The 17,675-nt window shown below is 70.3% G+C and carries 19 protein-coding genes; 5 read left to right on the top strand and 14 right to left on the bottom strand.

Features of this window, described 5'->3' with window-relative positions:
* Positions 1-11: 11 nt before the first annotated feature.
* Positions 12-572, top strand: a complete 561-nt coding sequence (locus tag ACT53O_RS09350; RefSeq protein ID WP_476152037.1) for a hypothetical protein — start codon at positions 12-14, stop codon at positions 570-572.
* Between the two features lie 45 nt (positions 573-617).
* Here ACT53O_RS09350 and pth read toward each other — a convergent pair whose 3' ends face one another.
* On the bottom strand, positions 618-1,202 hold the full coding sequence (pth, locus tag ACT53O_RS09355) for an aminoacyl-tRNA hydrolase (RefSeq protein WP_476152612.1): 585 nt from the start codon (positions 1,200-1,202) through the stop codon (positions 618-620).
* A gap of 82 nt (positions 1,203-1,284) precedes the next feature.
* Positions 1,285-1,908 (bottom strand): 50S ribosomal protein L25/general stress protein Ctc, encoded by a 624-nt coding sequence (locus ACT53O_RS09360; protein ID WP_036315218.1) that lies wholly within the window; start codon positions 1,906-1,908, stop codon positions 1,285-1,287.
* A 208-nt stretch (positions 1,909-2,116) separates the two neighbouring features.
* On the opposite strand from ACT53O_RS09360, the gene ACT53O_RS09365 reads away from it, so the two are divergent.
* On the top strand, positions 2,117-2,305 hold the full coding sequence (locus tag ACT53O_RS09365; RefSeq protein ID WP_476152040.1) for a hypothetical protein: 189 nt from the start codon (positions 2,117-2,119) through the stop codon (positions 2,303-2,305).
* Here the strand turns inward: ACT53O_RS09365 and ACT53O_RS09370 are convergent.
* The 5 genes from ACT53O_RS09370 to ACT53O_RS09390 form a co-directional block, all read right to left on the bottom strand.
* Complete coding sequence (locus ACT53O_RS09370; protein ID WP_476152042.1) at positions 2,271-2,744, bottom strand: shikimate kinase; 474 nt, start codon at positions 2,742-2,744, stop codon at positions 2,271-2,273. The genes ACT53O_RS09365 and ACT53O_RS09370 overlap by 35 nt on opposite strands.
* A gap of 81 nt (positions 2,745-2,825) precedes the next feature.
* Positions 2,826-3,332, bottom strand: a complete 507-nt coding sequence (locus ACT53O_RS09375) for a gluconokinase (RefSeq protein WP_476152614.1) — start codon at positions 3,330-3,332, stop codon at positions 2,826-2,828.
* A gap of 2 nt (positions 3,333-3,334) precedes the next feature.
* Positions 3,335-4,363 (bottom strand): zinc-binding dehydrogenase, encoded by a 1,029-nt coding sequence (locus ACT53O_RS09380; RefSeq protein WP_476152044.1) that lies wholly within the window; start codon positions 4,361-4,363, stop codon positions 3,335-3,337.
* 15 nt (positions 4,364-4,378) lie between these two features.
* On the bottom strand, positions 4,379-5,146 hold the full coding sequence (locus tag ACT53O_RS09385; protein WP_476152046.1) for an SDR family oxidoreductase: 768 nt from the start codon (positions 5,144-5,146) through the stop codon (positions 4,379-4,381).
* Positions 5,139-6,524 (bottom strand): GntP family permease, encoded by a 1,386-nt coding sequence (locus tag ACT53O_RS09390; RefSeq protein WP_112931149.1) that lies wholly within the window; start codon positions 6,522-6,524, stop codon positions 5,139-5,141. Before ACT53O_RS09390 ends, ACT53O_RS09385 begins: the two co-directional genes overlap by 8 nt.
* Positions 6,525-6,691: 167 nt before the next feature.
* Between ACT53O_RS09390 and ACT53O_RS09395 the strand changes: the two genes are divergently transcribed.
* A complete protein-coding gene (locus ACT53O_RS09395; protein ID WP_476152048.1) occupies positions 6,692-7,396 on the top strand; it encodes a FadR/GntR family transcriptional regulator in 705 nt (234 codons plus the stop codon).
* 17 nt (positions 7,397-7,413) lie between these two features.
* Here the strand turns inward: ACT53O_RS09395 and ACT53O_RS09400 are convergent, their stop codons facing one another.
* The 4 genes from ACT53O_RS09400 to ACT53O_RS09415 all read right to left on the bottom strand — a co-directional run bounded on the left by ACT53O_RS09400 (position 7,414) and on the right by ACT53O_RS09415 (position 11,612).
* Positions 7,414-8,148, bottom strand: coding sequence for a fumarylacetoacetate hydrolase family protein (locus tag ACT53O_RS09400; protein ID WP_112931148.1), 735 nt, complete (start codon positions 8,146-8,148; stop codon positions 7,414-7,416).
* Between the two features lie 28 nt (positions 8,149-8,176).
* Positions 8,177-9,595: an MFS transporter gene (locus tag ACT53O_RS09405; RefSeq protein ID WP_476152051.1), complete on the bottom strand. Its 1,419-nt coding sequence runs from the start codon at positions 9,593-9,595 to the stop codon at positions 8,177-8,179.
* Between the two features lie 120 nt (positions 9,596-9,715).
* Positions 9,716-10,513 (bottom strand): IclR family transcriptional regulator, encoded by a 798-nt coding sequence (locus ACT53O_RS09410; protein WP_135949732.1) that lies wholly within the window; start codon positions 10,511-10,513, stop codon positions 9,716-9,718.
* 37 nt (positions 10,514-10,550) lie between these two features.
* Complete coding sequence (locus tag ACT53O_RS09415; RefSeq protein WP_036315191.1) at positions 10,551-11,612, bottom strand: D-2-hydroxyacid dehydrogenase; 1,062 nt, start codon at positions 11,610-11,612, stop codon at positions 10,551-10,553.
* Between the two features lie 101 nt (positions 11,613-11,713).
* Here ACT53O_RS09415 and ACT53O_RS09420 point away from each other — a divergent pair, with 101 nt between their 5' ends.
* Both ACT53O_RS09420 and gndA read left to right on the top strand, forming a co-directional pair.
* Positions 11,714-12,661 (top strand): NAD(P)-dependent oxidoreductase, encoded by a 948-nt coding sequence (locus ACT53O_RS09420; protein ID WP_433718426.1) that lies wholly within the window; start codon positions 11,714-11,716, stop codon positions 12,659-12,661.
* 10 nt (positions 12,662-12,671) lie between these two features.
* On the top strand, positions 12,672-14,165 hold the full coding sequence (gene gndA, locus ACT53O_RS09425) for an NADP-dependent phosphogluconate dehydrogenase (protein ID WP_039412245.1): 1,494 nt from the start codon (positions 12,672-12,674) through the stop codon (positions 14,163-14,165).
* 64 nt (positions 14,166-14,229) lie between these two features.
* Here gndA and ACT53O_RS09430 read toward each other — a convergent pair whose 3' ends face one another.
* The 3 genes from ACT53O_RS09430 to ACT53O_RS09440 are packed head-to-tail and all read right to left on the bottom strand — an operon-like array spanning position 14,230 to position 17,552.
* Positions 14,230-15,243, bottom strand: a complete 1,014-nt coding sequence (locus ACT53O_RS09430) for a magnesium and cobalt transport protein CorA (protein ID WP_295775409.1) — start codon at positions 15,241-15,243, stop codon at positions 14,230-14,232.
* 45 nt (positions 15,244-15,288) lie between these two features.
* Complete coding sequence (locus ACT53O_RS09435; RefSeq protein ID WP_476152616.1) at positions 15,289-16,014, bottom strand: ABC transporter ATP-binding protein; 726 nt, start codon at positions 16,012-16,014, stop codon at positions 15,289-15,291.
* A gap of 50 nt (positions 16,015-16,064) precedes the next feature.
* Entirely contained in the window at positions 16,065-17,552 is a 1,488-nt protein-coding gene (locus ACT53O_RS09440) for an ABC transporter permease (protein ID WP_476152055.1), read from the bottom strand.
* Positions 17,553-17,675: the final 123 nt, after the last annotated feature.

Consider the following 17,675-nt stretch of genomic DNA (forward strand, 5'->3'; position numbering starts at 1 on the left):
AGGATGAGCAGGTGAGCGAGATCCCGCAGCACGCCCCCGTACCGCCCGCCGTGACGCGAGCTCCGGGACCCGCCGGACCCGCATGGCCGACGGGCGGCTACGTCCAGTCCGTGCCGGGTGCTCCCCCGGTCTACCTGCCGCCATCGGTGACGCCGCCCGCGCCGACCACCTCGAAGGCTCTCGGTACGATCGCGGTGATCGTCGCGATCTGCGCCGTCGCGTTCTCCTCGGTGCTCAGCGCCACCACGAGCTTCGCCGCCGCGTCGGGAGCCGTCGCCCACGCAGGTCTGACATCGACCAGGCCGCTGGAGCATCTCTCCGACGATCAGACCCTCGCCCTGCTGAGTCCCGTGCGCGGGCTCGTGCTGTGGGCCGAGATCGGATTCTGGAGCGGAACCGTCCTCGGCGTCTGGGCTCTGATCCAGGGGATCGTCGCCATCGCGAGCCGGCGGGGACGCGGGCAGGGCATCGGCGCCGTGATCGTCGCGGCGGCGGGCCCCATCGTCTATGCCGTCGCGGTCACGCTCGCCGTCCTTGCCGGCGTCGTCGCCGCGATCCCCACCTACTCCTGACGCTCCCCGACCACCGAACACCTCCCGACGAAGCCACTCGCAGGCTCAGGCGCGCGGCGCGTGATGCTTCTGCTGGGCGGCGAGCAGCCCCTCCCCGACGAGCAGCTCGACCGCGTCGGCAGCCTCCGACACCAGCACCGGCAACGCGGCGCGCTCGGCCGAAGAGAACGGATCGAGCACCCAGTCCGCCGGATCCTGGCGTCCCGGAGGACGGCCGATACCGACCCGCACGCGCGGGAAGTCGGGGGTACCCAGAGCTTTGGCGACATCGCGGATGCCGTTATGGCCGCCGTGTCCACCGCCGGTCTTGAGCTTGATGGTGTCGAACGGGATGTCGAGCTCGTCGTGGACGAGCACGATGCGGTCGGCGGGAACGTCGTAGAAGCGCGCGAGCTGCGAAACCGGGCCGCCCGACACGTTCATGTACGAATTGGGGGTGGCGAGCACGAGTTTCGCCCCACCCGGACGCAGCCAGCTCTCCGCGACGCGCGCGTTCGCCTTGTGCGCACGCAGCGTCTCACCCCGCCGAGAGGCGAGCTCGGCGATCACCATCTGCCCCACGTTGTGACGGGTGCTCTCGTAGCGGACGCCGGGGTTTCCCAGCCCCACCACCAGCCATGTCTCGGCCATGCTCATGTCCTCACCGGTCGATCCACGACGAAGCCCGCCCCACCAGTATCGGCGGCGACGGGCTTCGTTCATGATGCGTCGATTACTCGGCAGCCTCTTCCGACTGCTCCTCGGCGACGGCCTCGTCGGCCGCCTCGATCTCGTCGACCTCGGCGATCGTCGCCGCCGGCACGGAGATCGCGACGATGAGCGTCTCGGCGTCGGTGACCAGCGCGGCGCCGCGCGGGAGCTTCAGGTCGGCCGCGGTGATGTGCGTGCCGTCCTCGAGGCCCTCGACGTCGACCTCGACGTTCTCGGGGATGTGCGTGGCCTCGACCTCGAGCGACACGGTCGCGTTGTCGAGGTTGGCGATGGTGCCCGCGAAGGGCTCGCCGACGACGACGACGGGAACGTCGACCTGGACCTTCTCACCCTTCTTCACGACGAGGAGGTCGATGTGCTCGATGATCTGGCGCACCGGGTCCTTCTGGACGTCCTTCACGAGGGTGAGCTGCTGCGCACCGGAGATCTCGAGCTCGAGGACGGCGTTGGCACGACGCACGAGCAGCGCGACCTGGTGGCCGGGCAGCGCGACGTGCACCGGGTCGGTGCCGTGGCCGTAGATGACGGCGGGGATCTTGCCTGCGGCGCGCAGACGGCGGGCGAAGCCCTTGCCGAAGTTCTCGCGAACCTCGGCGATGACCTTGGTGTCGGTCTCGGTCGACATGATGATTCTCCTTGCGGGCTTCTCGCCCTGGTCTGGGTCTGGGTCTCGACTCGAACGTGGTCACGTGAGGAGAGCCCGCCCGGACTGTCCGTCCGCGCCGCGTGGGCCCGCATCACCGCGTCGATCACGGATGCCGATACGCGAACACACGGCATCCCTCGCCGAGGGAGGACTCCACTCTACCAGCGACGCCGCTACGATGGAGACGGTGCCCACACGGGTGCCCTCGCGCGGCCGAGGCCGCGCCCACCCGTCTCTCACTCCGGAGGAACCCATGGACTACGGCTGGATGTCGCACGCACTCCTGTGGATCATCGGACTGATGTCGGTGGGAGCGACCGTCGCCGTCGTCGGCGCCCTCTTCACGCTCGGGCGCTCGGGCTACCGCAAGGACTGATCCCGTCGCCCGCACCCGCGAGTGTCGTGGATGTCAGCAGATCGGCGACCCGATCGACGACGATCTGCAGATCGGCCCCCGCCGCCACGCGGAATCCCGCCTCGTCCTGCGTGAGCGGCTCGCCGACACTCTCGCGGCCGACCAGCTCGACGAAGACGACGTCGCGCACGCGCGCGCGGACGGCATCACGCGCCGCGCGCGTGAGCGGTCCCGTGGTCACCACGACGGCCGCCGCCTCCACGAGAACGAGGCGCAGCGCGTCCAACCAGATCTCGGCATCGGACGCTGCGGGCGTCGTCTCAGCGCGGCGGCGACGCCGGCGGGCGGGCGGGCGCAACTCGTCGCCGTCGATGTAGCGGGCGCGCAGTCGCGCGGCGAGCGCCGCTCCGGTGAGCTCGACCGCGGCATCCGACGACCCCATCAACACGACCCGCGCCATCTTCACCTCCGCTGCCGCGGGGATCGGCCACTGCGCCCCGCGATGCGAGCGTACCCTTCCTTCTCGTCGCCGCCCGTCTGCCTATCGGCGCTCGGCCTGATCCAGAGCGGCGCGCGCGCGGGCGGCGACCTCGATGATGCCCCCGATGTTCTCGACGGCGACCCCGTCCTCGTCGGCACCGAGATGCTCGAGCGTCGCCAACTGCGACTCCAAGAGGGCGACCGGCATGAAATGCTGGCGCGAACGCATCCGACGGTCGAGCTCGGCACGCGAGACGACGAGTTCGACGAACCGCGTGTCGGGTGCGGCCTCGCGGATGCGATCGCGATAGCGACGGGCGAGAGCGGAACAGGCCATGACCAGCCCCGGTGAAGACGCCAGGCGCCGTCCGACGACGTCGAGCCAGGGCCGTCGGTCGTCATCGTCCAGCGGCACGCCCGACTCCATCTTGGCGACGTTCTGCACGGGGTGCAGGTCGTCGGCATCCACGAAGTCGACGCCGAAGTCGACGGCGAGCGCGGCCCCGACGGCGGTCTTGCCCGAGCCGCTCGGGCCCATCACGACGATGCGCGGCGCACGGGAGGGCATGCTCACTGGCCCGCCTCTCGCGCGGACGCCATGGCCACGATCACCTTGGCGCTGGATGCCGAGTCACGAGCGGTCTCGAACGCCGTGACGGCGTCGGCGGGCGCGAACTCGTGGGTGATGACGCTCTCCACCGCGGGCTGCGCGTCCAGGAGAGCGATCGCCTCCTCCATCTCGTCGAGGAAGCGGAAGGCGCCGGTGAGCGTCGCCTCCTTGGCGACCAAGGGGGCGAGGTTGATCGGACGGGGCTCGTTCGGCAGCATGCCGATCTGCACGACGACGCCGCGCCGACGCACCGCGGAGACGGCGGTGCTGACGGCGGGCGCCGCGCCCGAGCACTCCAGCACCACGTCGTAGGCCTCGCCGGGCACCTCATCGCTTCCCGCGCGCCACGTGCGATCGGCGCCGAGCGCAGCCGCACGCTCCAACGCCTCGGGCAGCAGATCGCTGACGTCGACGACCGCAGCGCCGCGGGCCTGCGCGGCGACGACGGCGAGAAGCCCGATCGGACCGGCGCCGCACACCAGCACCCGCGCGCCGTCGACACTCCCGGCGCGACCGACGCCATGCAGGGCCACGGCCAGCGGCTCCGCCAGCGTCGCACGCCGCACCGACAGGGACTCGGGCAGTACCCGCACCATCGCCGCGTCGACGACGAGGCGATCTGCCATCGCCCCCTGCGTATGCGGTGTCGTCGAGGCGCTGCCGAGGTACGAACCCCCGGGCCACAGGTGCGGCGCCTCAGCGATAGCGGGCACGCAGCTCCCGAAGCGCGCCGGGTGCACCGTGACGGGCGTGCCCGGCGCCCAGGTGCCGGAGGGATCGTCGTCGATCCAGCCGGCGAGTTCGTGCCCCGGGATGAGAGGCTCGGTGACCACGAACGCCCCGTTCGCGCCGTCGAAGTAGTAGTGCAGGTCAGAGCCGCAGATGCCGACGTAGCCGACCCGCAGCCGTACCTGCCCGAGGGTGCACGGCGGCACGCCGAGCTCCTCGACCGCCACGTCCTGGCGCCCTCTGATCACGACCGCATCCATGGTTGCTCCTCTCGATCACACGACCGCGGTCATGCCGCCGTCGACGAACAGGTTCTGTCCGCTCACGAAGTCGCTCGCCGCCGAGGCGAGGAAGGTCAGGGGGCCGCGCAGCTCCTCGACCCGCCCCCACCGACCAGCCGGGGTGCGCTGGGCGACCCAGGCGGTGAAGTCCTCGTCGGCGACGAGGGCAGCGTTCATCTCGGTGGCGAAGTAGCCGGGCGAGAGCGTGTTCACCTGGATGCCGTGGCGCGCCAGATCGGCAGCCATGCCGCGCGACAGCTGCGCGATGCCGCCCTTGCTCGCCGAGTAGGGGGCGATCGTCTGCCGCGCGAGCGCGGACTGCACCGACGCGATGTTGATGATCTTCCCCGAGCCGCGTGCGATCATCCCCGGCACGACGAAGCGCGACACGTAGAACGCGCTGGACAGGTTGGTGGCGATCACCTGGTCCCAGTCCGCGACCGCGAACTCTTCGAACGGCGCTCGACGCTGGATGCCGGCGTTGTTGACGAGGATGTCGGGAACGCCCACGCGCGCGACGAGCTCGGCGATCGCGGCCTCGACGGCCGCGGCATCCGTCACATCGAAGACGACGGTCTCGACGCGCGCGCCCGTCCGATCGGCCAGCAGGGCGGCGCTGTCGGCGACACCCTCGCGGCTGCGCCCATGGACGATCACGCGCGCGCCCGCATCGACCAGGCCCGCCGCCAGGCTCTGTCCGAGCCCTCGCGAAGATCCGGTGACGAGGGCGGTACGCCCGCTGAGGTCGAACAGATCAGACAAGGGACACCGCCCCGAAGATGATGAGCACGAAGGCGAAGCCGACGACCGACTCGAGGGCCTGCTGAACCGTCCATGTCTTCAGCGTGGTCTTCACGTCCATGCCCATGAGGCGACCGACCAGCCAGAAGCCGGAGTCGTTGACATGCCCGGCGAACACGGAGCCGGCGGCGGTGGCGAGAACGACGCACGCCACCTGCAGGGGGCTGAAGCCGGCTGCGAGCACCGCGGGCGAGACCAGGCCCGCCGCCGTGACCAGGGCCACCGTGGCCGAGCCCTGTGCGACGCGCAGGACGACCGCGATGAGGTAGGCGGCGAAGATCACCGGAATGCCGATCGAGGACAGCGAGTCCGAGAGCGCCGAGCCGATGCCCGACGCCCGCAGCACGCCGCCGAACATGCCACCGGCGCCCGTGATGAGCACGACGGAGCAGATCGGCCCGAGGGCGGAGTCGACGATCTTCTCCAGCGCCGTGCCGTGCACGCCGCGGCGGGTGCCCAGCACGAACAGGGCTACGAGCACGGAGATGAGCAGGGCGATCTGACTGGTGCCGATCAGGCGCAGCGCCTGCACCCAGACGAGCGCGCCGTCCACGGCCCCGGCGGACACGAGCGCGGACATGCCCGTGTTGAGCAGGATCAGCACGAGCGGGATCGCGAGCACCCCGATGACGGTGCCGGCCTTCGGCGGGTTAGTGGGCTCGACGTCGCGGCCGCCGAAGAGGTCGACGATCGCAAGCGGGATGCGCTTGTCGGTGAACTTCGCCCACAGGTAGCCGGTGAGGTACCACGTCGGCAGCGCGACGACGATACCGATGAGGAGGACGAGCCCGAGATTGGCCCCGTACGTCTCGCTGGCCGTGATGGGGCCGGGGTGCGGCGGCACGAAGACGTGCATGACCGAGAACGCGGCGGCGGCACTGATGCCGTACAGGAGCATGTGCTTGCCGCCGATGCGTCGTCCGACGGCGAAGATCACCGGGAGCATCACGATGAGTCCCGCGTCGAAGAACATCGGGAATCCCATGATGAGCGAGGCCACACCGAGTGCGAACGCGGCCCGCTTCTCACCGAAGACGGACACCATCTTCTCCGCGAGCACGCGTGCACCGCCGGAGGTCTCCACCAGCGCTCCCAGCATCGCGCCCAATCCGACCAGAAGGGCGACGGCGCCGACAGTGCCGCTGAAGCTGTCGATGAGGACCTTGCCGACTCCGTCGATCGGGATGCCGGTCGCCAGTGCCGTGAGGAGCGAAACGAGCACGAGCACGAGGAACGCGTGCATGCGCGCCCAGATGATGAGGATGAGGATGAGCGCGATGGCGCCTGCTGCGATGAGCAGCAGCGGGACGGCGCCGAGCGTCTGCGTCCAATCTTGCATGGGGGCTTCTCCGATGAATCGTCCATGCGCCGGGGTCGTTCCCGGCGGCGGGACCACCGTTTCACAAAAGTACTACTTATTGCAAGCGAATCGTCGTACTTTTTTCCCTTGCCTCGGGTCACCGGACGCCATGTCCCGGTAGCGTGTCCCCTGACAGAAGGACACCGATGCCCACCACCGCCTCGACCGCGTCGCACGCGCATATCGTGGAGACCCTCGGCCGACGCATCGCCGGCGGCGCGCTCGCCCCCGGGTCGGGAATGACCGTCGCCGATCTCGAGGAGGAGTTCTCCGCCTCCCGTACCGTCGTCCGCGAAGCCGTCCGCGTGCTCGAGGCGCACGGGCTGCTGCGTTCCCGGCGCCGCGTGGGACTCGTGGTGCGCCCGCGGGAGGAATGGGACAGCCTCGACGCCACCGTCATCGAGTGGACTCTGGACGGCCCCCGGCGCAACGACGTCCTTCGAGAGCTCACCGAGCTGCGGGCCGCCGTGGAGCCGATCGCCGCCCGTCTCGCGGCCGAGCGCGCCGACGACGCCCAACGTGAGCACCTCCTCGCGCACGCGACCCGCCTCAACGAGCTCGGCGCGCAGGGGCTCGGCGACACCGAGGAGTATCTCGAAGCCGACATCGCCTATCACTCGCTTCTTCTGCGCGCCGGCGGCAATCCGCTGTTCGGCAAGCTCAGCGAACCGATCGCCGAGATCCTGCGGGGCCGAGCGGTGCGCGGCCTTACGCCGAGCCTGCCGCGGGTGGGCACGCTGGAGGCGCACGTGTCCACCGCGCAGGCGATCGTCCGCCGCGATGGAGCGAGCGCCGAGGCGTCCGCGCGCGAGCACCTCCGACTCGTGTCCGGCGAGGTCGCCCACGCGTGAGGCACGGACGAGCCCGCTCACGAGGTCGGCGTGGTCAGCCGCACACCGCCGACGATCACGTCGATGCGGTGGCCCGGCTGGACCGCAGCGGCACTGAACGGCGCTCCCGTCATCACCACGTCACCGGGCCCGAGCGGCGTCCATGACGCGACGTAGGCGAGACAGTCGCGGATCGATACCGGCAGCGCCGCGGCATCCGTCTGCGCCACCACCGCACCATCGATCTCGAGGCCGAGCGCGACGCGATCGATGTCCGCGGCCGTGTCGATCCACGGCCCGAGGGGCGTGTATCCCACCCCCGACTTCGATTCGAAGTTGCGGACGTCGATGACGGTGCGATCGGGGCTGGAGAGATCGTTGACGGCGGTCACGCCCCGCACGAACCGCTCGGCCGTCGCCGCCGTCAGCTCCGTGCAGTCCCGGCCGATCACGACGGCGATCTCGCCCTCGGCGACGCTCTGCCCGGCATCGCGTCGTAGCCGCACGGTGCGCCCGGACGGAACGATCGTGCGCGGGCTCTTCAACCAGGCCTGGACGGGAGCCGGATGACGCGGCCCGTTCTGTGCGATCCCGACGAGGACGACAGGTGCCGCGGGGGCGATCAGCTCGGCGTCGGCGCGCGGCCCCGCGATGTCGTGCCCACCGCACGCGATGTCATCGCCGTCATCGGGCACCGAGATCGGCACCGGGCCGTCGGGGCTCCACCGCACGTCCACAGCCCTCCCGTCGACGAGCGCCCGCCCGATCAGCACGACGGCCCTCCGCCGTCGTCGGCGCGCATCACCAGCGCACCGTCCGGATGGTCACCGTGGTCGACGACACGCCCTCGCCGGCCTCGTCGCGCGACACCTTCACCGCGTCGTCGGTGCGTGTGAGGTCGCGCCGGAGGGTCTCGGGCACGAGGAACGTCGCGGCCGTCGTGATCAGGGCAAGGGTCGCCATGTAGATACCCAGCAGAACCCAGTTGCCGCCGCTCACCGCGATCAGATACGCGCCCAGCACACCGGCAAGTCCGCCGGCGAGCACCGCCGACAGCTCACGGGCCATGGCCACCCCGAGGTAGCGGTGCCGGTTGCCGAACATCTCCGGCAGCAGGGCGCACTGCGGACCGAGCATGACGTTGACTCCGAATCCGATGCCGATCGCGATGACCGCGATCGCGATCGCATGATTGCCGAGCGTCAGCAGCCACCACGCGGGGAACGAGTACACCAGCAGGAACAGCGCGCCCATCCGGTAGACCGTCCGACGCCCCCAGCGATCCGACAGGGCACCGGACAGCGGCACCGTGAAGATGCCCAGCAGCGAGCCGAGAGTGACGCCCCACGTGAGCAGGCTCTTGTCGGCGCCGGATCCCGCAACGGTGACGAAGAAGGTCAGCGCGAGCGTGTTCAGCATGTAGGAGCCGCCGTTCTCGGCCATGCGCAGACCGATGCCGACGATGACACCCGGCAGTCCATGACCGAAGATCTCGCGAACCGGTCGATCACTGATCTGCTCGTGCTTCTCGAGTTCCACGAACGTCGGCGTTTCGCGCAGGCGCATGCGGATGAACAGCGCGACCAGGATGAGGGCGAACGAGCACAGGAACGGCACCCGCCAGCCCCACGAGAGCAGCTGATCCTCCGGCAGGAGCGTGATCAGGCTGAAGACCACCGCGGCCAGGAGCGTACCCGCCTGGATGCCGATGAAAGGCAGCGCGGAGAAGAAGCCGCGTCGCCGCACGGGGGCGTACTCCGCCATCAGCACGGTGGCACCGGCCTGCTCGGCTCCGGCGCCGAAGCCCTGCAGCAGGCGCATGAGCACCAGCAGCGCCGGTGCCCACAGCCCGATCTGCGCGTACGTGGGCAGCAGCCCGATCGCGGTGGAGGCGCCGCCCATGAGCAGGATGGTGATCACGAGCACCCACTTGCGCCCGAGACGGTCACCGAGAACGCCGAAGAACAGGCCGCCGAAGGGACGGGCCACGAATCCGACGCCGAACGTGGCGAAGGCGGCGACCGTGGCCATGGCCGGATCGTCCTGGGAGAAGAACAGCACGTTGAAGATGAGCGCGGTGGACAGTCCGTACAGCGCGAAATCGAAGTACTCCAAGGCACTGCCGATGCTGGAGGCGAGGGTTGCCCGACGCAGGTTCGCGGCGTAATCCGGGTCGTCCGACGTGGTGTCCACCGGGGGTCGAAGGTCTGTCACTGCCATCTCCTTTGATCGGCACGGCACGGCCGCGTGTGCGATCAGAGTATCAACCCAGTGGACGATGTTCAATATGTTGGATTTATGCGCCGGCGGGCGAGGGCCCGACCCACGCGGCTGCGGCGCTCAGTCGCGGCGGGCGGCCGCACTGAAAGGGTTCGTGAGCTGTCGCGCGGCCTCGTTGAGTGCCGCCGCCACGGCCGCGATCCGCCGCTGGTCGGCTTCGGCCGCGGGCAGCCCCACACCCAGGGCCAGCTGCGGATCGCCGGGCGCCCAGCCCTCCAAGGGCACGGCCACCCCGACGATTCCGGGCAGCGACTCCTCGGCATCCAGAGCCCAGCCGCGCTCGCGCACGTCGGCCAGACGCCGCAGCAGCCCCGTGAGATCGCGCGCCGCCGCATCGGCGACCGACGGAAAGACGGCATCGGCGCCCACGAGTTCGGTCACCTCGGCATCCGAGAGCGTGGACAGCATCGCCCGCCCGGTCGCACTCAACGCCGCCGGAAGGCGGGAGCCGAGCGGCGTGCCGATGCGCACCGCACGCGACCCCTCGTGCCGGGCGATGTAGAGCGCATCGGCCCCGTCGAGGATCGCGACCTGCACGAGCTCGCCCGCGAGGATCGGCGACGCATCGCACACGCCGTAGAACTCGCGCACCTGGTTGAACTGCGCGGCGAAGGCTCCCCCGAGCTCTGCCGTGCGCAGGCCGAGGCGATACCCCTGCGCACCCCGCTCGATCATGCGGGCCGCTTCCAGCGCCAGGCACAGGTTCGCGGTCGAGGACTTGGCAAGACCCAGCGCCGCCGCGATCTCGGTCAGCGTGAGCGGCCGCCTCGCCTCCGCGAGGAGTTCGAGCAGCCGGATGCCGCGAGTGACGGCGGGAGCGGGGTCGCGTGTGGCACGGTCGTCGAGGTCGTCGGTCATGATCCTCCTTCACGACGCACGCCGCCGTGCGCCGATGTCAGTAGAACTCGACCGTATCGACAACAGCGTGCAACGCGGCGCCATCGAGCAGTCGCGTCGCGTCGGCGGCGAACCGCCGCGCGATCCGCTCTTCCTCCCGACTGTCCAGGGCCGCCGTGTGCGGACTCACCAGGACGCGGGGATGCGACCACAGCGGCGAGTCCTGCGCGAGCGGCTCCACCTCGAAGACATCCAGCGCGGCGAAGGAGACGGTGCCGTCGTCGAGAGCCCGCAGCAGTGCCGCCTCGTCGATGACGCTGCCGCGTCCGACGCTGGCGAGGATCAGGCCCGGACGCGCCCTCGACAGCAGGGCCGCGCCGATGAGATGGTGCGTCTGCGTCGTGCCCGGCAGCGTCACCACGACCGCATCCACCTCGGCGATCACCGACGGCAGCTCCTCGAGAGGCACGAGGCGGTCCACGGCCTCGACCGGTTCCCCCGAACGCGTCGTGCCCCACACCGTCGCGCCGAGAGCGGCGAAGCGCCGCGCACAGGCCGACCCGATGCCGCCGAGCCCGACGATGAGCACGGTCATCTCGTCGAGCTGGCGCATCTGCCACCGCAGGGGCCACGTGCGCGCGTCCTGGTCGGCGCGCAGCCGCGGCAGGTCCTTCGCTCCGGCGAGCACGCCGAACACCGCGAACTCGGCGAGCGCTCCCCCGTGCACGCCTGCGCTCGTCGAGAAGACGACGCGCTGGAGCGCCTCAGGCGCAAGACCCGCCTCCCGCACCTGCGCGCCGCCTCCGGCTGCCGTGGTCATGACCCACCGCAGCCGCGGATTGGCCGCCACCGTGCGCGCGAGCGCCGCCGGGTCGACATCCGGAATGCCGAAGAGGGCGTCTGCCGAGTCGACGAGCTCCTCGAAGCGGCGCTGCTCGGCGGGAGTACGCCGAAAAGCGGGGTCGCCCGACCAGTCGGCCGGGCCGCGCATCGGAGGAAGGAGGTCGGGCTCGCGGACCATCTCGACGCGCGGTTCGAGCCGCTCGATCAGCCGACAGAGCTCCTCCCGCAGCGGTACGGCGGCGACGGCGCGCAGCGAGCGGACGGCGTGATCCGACATTCGTTTCCCTCCATCGGGTGGATGTGATCCGCGACTACTCTACCGCACGTCCACTTTACTGAACGCTGTTCATCCCGTTGGATTCTGTCTAGAGTGTGGTCATGACATCGTCTCTTGCGGCCGAGGACGTCCGCCTCGGAATGATCGGCACCGGTGCCATGGGCACGCCGATGGCTCGCCATCTCATCCGCGCCCGCGGGCGTCTCGCGATCTGGTCACGGTCGCCGCGGCCCGATCTCGTCGAGCTCGGCGCGAGTCCCGTGGACACACCCGGCGAACTGGCCGCGCACAGCGACGCCGTACTCGTCATGCTCCCCGACCTGCCGGACCTGGAGAAGATCCTCGACGGCGATGACGGCCTGCTCGCCGGCGCCGAGGACCTGCTGCTGCTGATCGGGTCGACCTCTTCGCCCACGGGCGTGCGCACGATCACCGAACGGCTCGACCGGCAGAGCGGGGGTCGTGTGCGCGTCGTGGACTGCCCGGTCTCGGGGGGCGTCGACGGGGCGAGCGCGGGGACGCTGTCGATCATGCTCGGCGGAGCGGATGCCGACGCCGCGCTGGCCGCGCGCATCCTCTCCCCCTGCGGCACTCCCGTCCACCTCGGCCCGCTCGGTGCCGGAGAGGTGGCGAAGGCCTGCAATCAGCTCGTCGTGGCCGCGACCATCGTCGCCCTCGGGGAGGCCACCGAACTGGCCGCACGCTCCGGGCTCGACCTCGACGCCCTGTGGTCGCTGCTGGCGGGCGGCTATGCGGGCTCGAACCTGCTGCGCAGCCGCAAGGACCGCCTCGTCGCTGGTGACGACAGCCCGTCGGGCGCCGCCGCCTACATGGTGAAGGATCTGGGCTTCGCCGCCGACGTCGCGGCATCCACACACACCACGACCGCCCTGTTGCCCGCGTTGCGCGCGGTCTTCGACGAGATCATGACTGCGGGACTCGGCGAGCGTGATATCTCGGTCACACGGCGACTGACGGCGCAGCGTCATCCGACGCCCGCCGCACCCGGGGCGGACTACGCTGAGAACGGAATCCCCGACCGACCCTGAGGAGTTCGACGTGCCCGAACAGACCGCTGCCGAGACCACCACGCCCGTGTCGCCCACGGCCAACATCGGAGTCGTCGGACTCGCGGTGATGGGCTCGAACCTGGCCCGCAATCTGGCGTCGCGCGAGGGCAACACCGTCGCGGTGTACAACCGTTCGCGCTCGAAGACCGACGAGCTCGTCGCGGAGCACCCCGAGGCCGGCTTCGTTCCCGCCTTCTCCTACGAGGAGTTCGCCGCCAGCCTGCAGAAGCCGCGCACGGCACTCATCATGGTCAAGGCGGGCGGCCCCACCGACGCCGTCATCGATGAGCTGATGAACGTCTTCGAGCCCGGCGACATCATCATCGACGGCGGAAACGCGCTGTTCACGGACACCATCCGTCGAGAGAAGGCCGTGCGAGAGCGCGGCTTCAATTTCGTGGGCATGGGTGTCTCCGGCGGTGAGGAGGGCGCGCTCCTCGGCCCGTCGCTCATGCCCGGCGGCCCCGACGAGGCCTGGGTCACGCTCGGTCCCATCCTGCGCTCGATCGCAGCGGTCGCCGAAGGCGAGCCCTGCGTCACCCACATCGGACACGACGGTGCCGGTCACTTCGTGAAGATGGTGCACAACGGCATCGAGTACGCCGACATGCAGCTGATCGCGGAGGCCTACGACCTCATCCGTCGCGCCACGGGAAAGTCGCCCGCCGAGATCGCCGATGTCTTCGCCGAGTGGAACACGGGCGAGCTGGAGAGCTACCTGATCGAGATCACCGCCGAGGTGCTGCGCCAGGTCGACGCCGAGACCGGCGCGCCGCTGGTCGATGTCATCCTCGACCAGGCCGGCGCGAAGGGCACCGGCGGGTGGACCGTGCAGACCGCGATCGACCTGGGAGTTCCCGTCTCGGGCATCGCCGAGGCCGTGTTCGCGCGATCGCTGTCGAGCCACCCCGAGCAGCGTTCCATCTCCGGCGCACTGCCCGGTCCTGACGACTCGACCGGCGAGCACCTCACCGGCGCCGACGCGGACGCCTTCATCGAGCAGGTGCGGCTGGCCCTCTACGCGTCGAAGATCGTCGCGTACTCGCAGGGATTCGACGAGATCCGCGCCGGCGCCGCGCACTACGACTGGTCGATCGACCTCGGCGCGGTCAGCAAGATCTGGCGCGCCGGCTGCATCATCCGCGCCCAGTTCCTCAACCGGATCGCCGACGCGTACGAAGCCGAGCCGGACCTTGCCGTTCTGCTGACGGCGCCGTACTTCGTCGACGCGCTGACGCGCGCGCAGGACGCGTGGCGCAACATCGTCGCGCTGGCTGCCGCCGCCGGCATCCCCGCTCCCGCCTTCTCGTCGTCGCTGGCGTACTACGACGGACTGCGCGCGCGGCGCCTGCCCGCCGCCCTGATCCAGGGCCAGCGCGACTTCTTCGGTGCGCACACCTACAAGCGCATCGACAAGGACGGCACCTTCCACACGCTGTGGTCGGGCGACCGCACCGAGGTCGAGGCCGAAGACACCCACTGACCGCCCGCGGCGCGGCTGAGCAGGGGCGTTTCGACGCGCTCTGCTCAGCCGCGAGTCGAAAGGCCTAGATCCAGTCCTTCTTCTTGAAGACCAGATACAGCCCCGTGCTGACGGCCGCCATGAGCGCGATGGCGAAGGGGTACCCCCACGGCCATGACAGTTCTGGCATGTCGTGGAAGTTCATGCCGTAGATGCCGGCGACGAGCGTCGGCGCGAAGCCGATGGCGGCCCAGGACGAGATCTTCTTGACCTGATCGTTCTGCTCGATGCTCGTGCGCGTCATCTCGCTCATCTGGTCGTTGCGTCGCTGGTCGACGATCGTCGCGTGGATCGTCAGCGCATTGTCGAGGGTTTCGCGAAACGCCGCCACTCGCGCATCGATGTAGCGGGCGCGATCGGCGATCTCCCGATATCCGGGGGCCTCACCACTCGGCATCCGGGTACTCACGTAGTGCTCCAGGCGGTCCATCATCGTCGGCAGCGGAGCCGTCGCATGGCGCAGGTCGATGACTTCGCGCTGCAGCGCGAAGATGCGACGGGAGACGCCCTCGTCTTCGGCGAAGAGCTGCTCCTCGATCTCGTCGATGTCGTGCTCGATCTCGTCCATGACGGCCCGGTACGCCCGCGTGACGTACTCGAAGGTTCCCCAGAGCACGCCCAGGGGCCCGCGCGCGGCGATGTCGGGATGCTCGTCGAGCAGCGTTCGCAGGCGATCGATGTCGACCGCGCCGTCGCCGGAGATGGCGACGAAGAAGTCGGGGCCGACGAAGAGGTCGACTTCGCGGCACTGCACCGTCTCGGTCGGCTCGTCGTACTGGGAGGGCTGGACGACCACGAACAGGTGGTCGCCGAAGCGCTCGAGCTTCGAACGCTGATGGGTGCGCAGCGCCGTCGCGACGCCGAGCCGCTCCAGCTGGAGCACCTCGGCGAGCGCGCTCACCTCCTCGTCGCTCGGGGAGGTCAGCCCGACCCAGAGCATTCCGCCCCGCCGACGCGCCTCGGCGAGCGCGTCGGCCGGTGCCGCGTCGGTGGGGTGGGCGATGCCGCCGTCGTAGACGACGCACTGGGGCTGAGCCATGAGAGCAACCCTAGGCCCGCCGGGCGGCCCCGCTCCTCACCGCTCTCATGCCGTGATGTCGGTGACGGCGCCCTTGTCGAGCCGCAGCCGGCGACGGGCGCGGCGCGCGACGGCCGAGTCATGGGTGACGACGACGAGGGTCAGCCCCTCGGCGGAGAGACGTTCGAGCACCACGAGGATCTCGTCGCGCATCGACTCATCCAGATTCCCGGTCGGCTCATCCGCCAGCAGCACGCGCGGGCGCTTGGCGATGGCCCGCGCGATCGCCACCCGCTGCTGCTGCCCGCCGGAGAGCTCCCCCGGACGGTGGCTGCCGCGATCGGAGAGGCCGACGTGCGCGAGGGCATCCTCGACACGGGTGTGACGGTCGGCACTGTCCAGACGCAGCGGTTCCAACCCCATGGCGACGTTCTCCGCCGCGGTGAGCGTGGGAATGAGATTGAAGGCCTGGAACACGAAGCCGATCTCGTGCGCGCGCACCTTCTGCAGGTCCGTCGCGGATGCCGCCGCGAGGTCGGTGTCGCCGAGCAGCACCGTTCCGCTGGTCGGGACGTCGAGCGCGCCGAGCATCTGAAGCAGGGTCGACTTGCCCCCACCCGTGGGACCCTGGATCGTCGCGAACTCTCCTGCCTCGATCTGCAGGTCGACCCCCGTCAAGGCCTTCACCTCCCTGCCCTTCTGACGGTAGGTCTTCGTCACGGACGTCAAGCGATAGGCCGCTCCCGCCGCGGTCGGCGCAGCGGCAGCGATGGTGTCATCGATCACGGTCATGTCGGTCATTCCTTCGAGATGGTGGATGTCGGTGGGGGCGGCCGGGGTGCTCACGAGACCGCCCGTAGTGCTTCTGCGGGGCTGAGACGGGCGGCACGCCAGCCACCGAACACGCCGGCGATCAGTCCGCCGAGGACGGCGAGCACGAGAGCGAGCCCGACGATCCAGAGCGACAGCGGCGCGTGCAGGGCGATCTCTGTTGTCGTCTGCGCCAGCTGACCGCCGAACCCGCTTCCCCCGCCGCGACCACCCCCGCCCGGACCTCGGCCGGCGGTCGCGGCCGCGGAGGCCGACACCGTGGGGGCGATGATGTTGATGATCAGCGCGCCGATGAGGCCGAGCGCCACGCCGATGACACCGCCGATGAGGGCCTGGACCACGGACTCCCCCGCCACCTGGCCGACCACACGCGCGTTGGACCACCCGATGGCCTTCAGCGTGCCCAGCTCACGGGTGCGTCGGGAGATACCCGAGATCGTGAACAGGACCGCGAGAGCGACGGCCACCACGAGGACGATGATCGACAGCCACGTGCCCAGGTTCGTGATCAGCGAGCTCGCGCTGGCGAGCGAGCCCGAGACGGTCGAGGCAAGGTCCGACTGCGAGCTGACGGTCGCCGTGGGGAGGGCGGCCGTGAGCGCGGACTGGATCGCGGCGATGCGATCGCTCGAGCTGGCCTGCACGTACACCGTGGAGACGACGTCGCCCGCGCCGGAGAGCTTCTGTGCGACATCGAGCGGAATGTAGACGTTGGCGGCGGTGTCGGCGGACGAGGACGAGGACGCGACGATCCCGACGATCTGGAACGGCGTCCCCGCCACATCGATGGTGCCGCCCACGGCGAGAGAGGCACTGGCCGCGTAGGTCGCGTCGACCACGGCGACATCCGTACCCGCGTCAGAAGAGGTGAGCGCGCGTCCGCCGCTGACGGTGGCAGCCGTCAACGGCCCCGCGGCGGTGGCGCCCGGGTCGACGCCGAGCACGCTGAAGGAATCCACGCCGAAGGAGCCCCCCTGGAATCCCCCGCCACCGCCCTCGCCGCCCTGACCGCGGCTGCCCTCGCCCTCCTGCGGCGCGGTCTGCGCGCCGCCCTCGGCGGTGCCGGACTGGCGCTGCGGCAGCGAGCCGCTGAAGGTCATGTTCGTGAGGCTGAGAGCAGCGGTCGCCTCGGACACCCCGTCGACGGCGCGCACCGTGTCGAGCGCCGACGCGTCCAGCGTGCCGCGACCGAACCCGGTGACCAGGCGCGACTGGTTGAGGGTGGTCGTCCCGTCCGCGCCGGTCTGGCCGCCGCCGCCTTCGAAGTCGAAGCGACCACCGCGCGTGTTCGAGCCGGGCTGGGCCTGTGCGCCGGTGACGGTGAGGTCGGTGCCGACGCCGTATACCGAGGCCAGGGCCTCCGACTGGGCGTCGCGCACGCCCACGGACAGCGCGTTGACCACGATGACCAGCGCGACCGCGACGGCCAGGCCGATCGCCACGATCGTGGTCTGCTTCTTTCGGCCGGACAGCTCACGGCGCAGATACGTCCAATACATCGCGTCTCCTTCTGGCGGGCGAGCCCGGGTGCTCGGTGCGCCGACGCGACGAACGTACGAGCCGTTTCGATGCGCGATCGAAGGGCGACTGAGGAAGTGGCTATGAGCCACTCGGCAGAGCCT

The sequence above is a fragment of the Microbacterium sp. DMC48 genome (assembly GCF_056313825.1).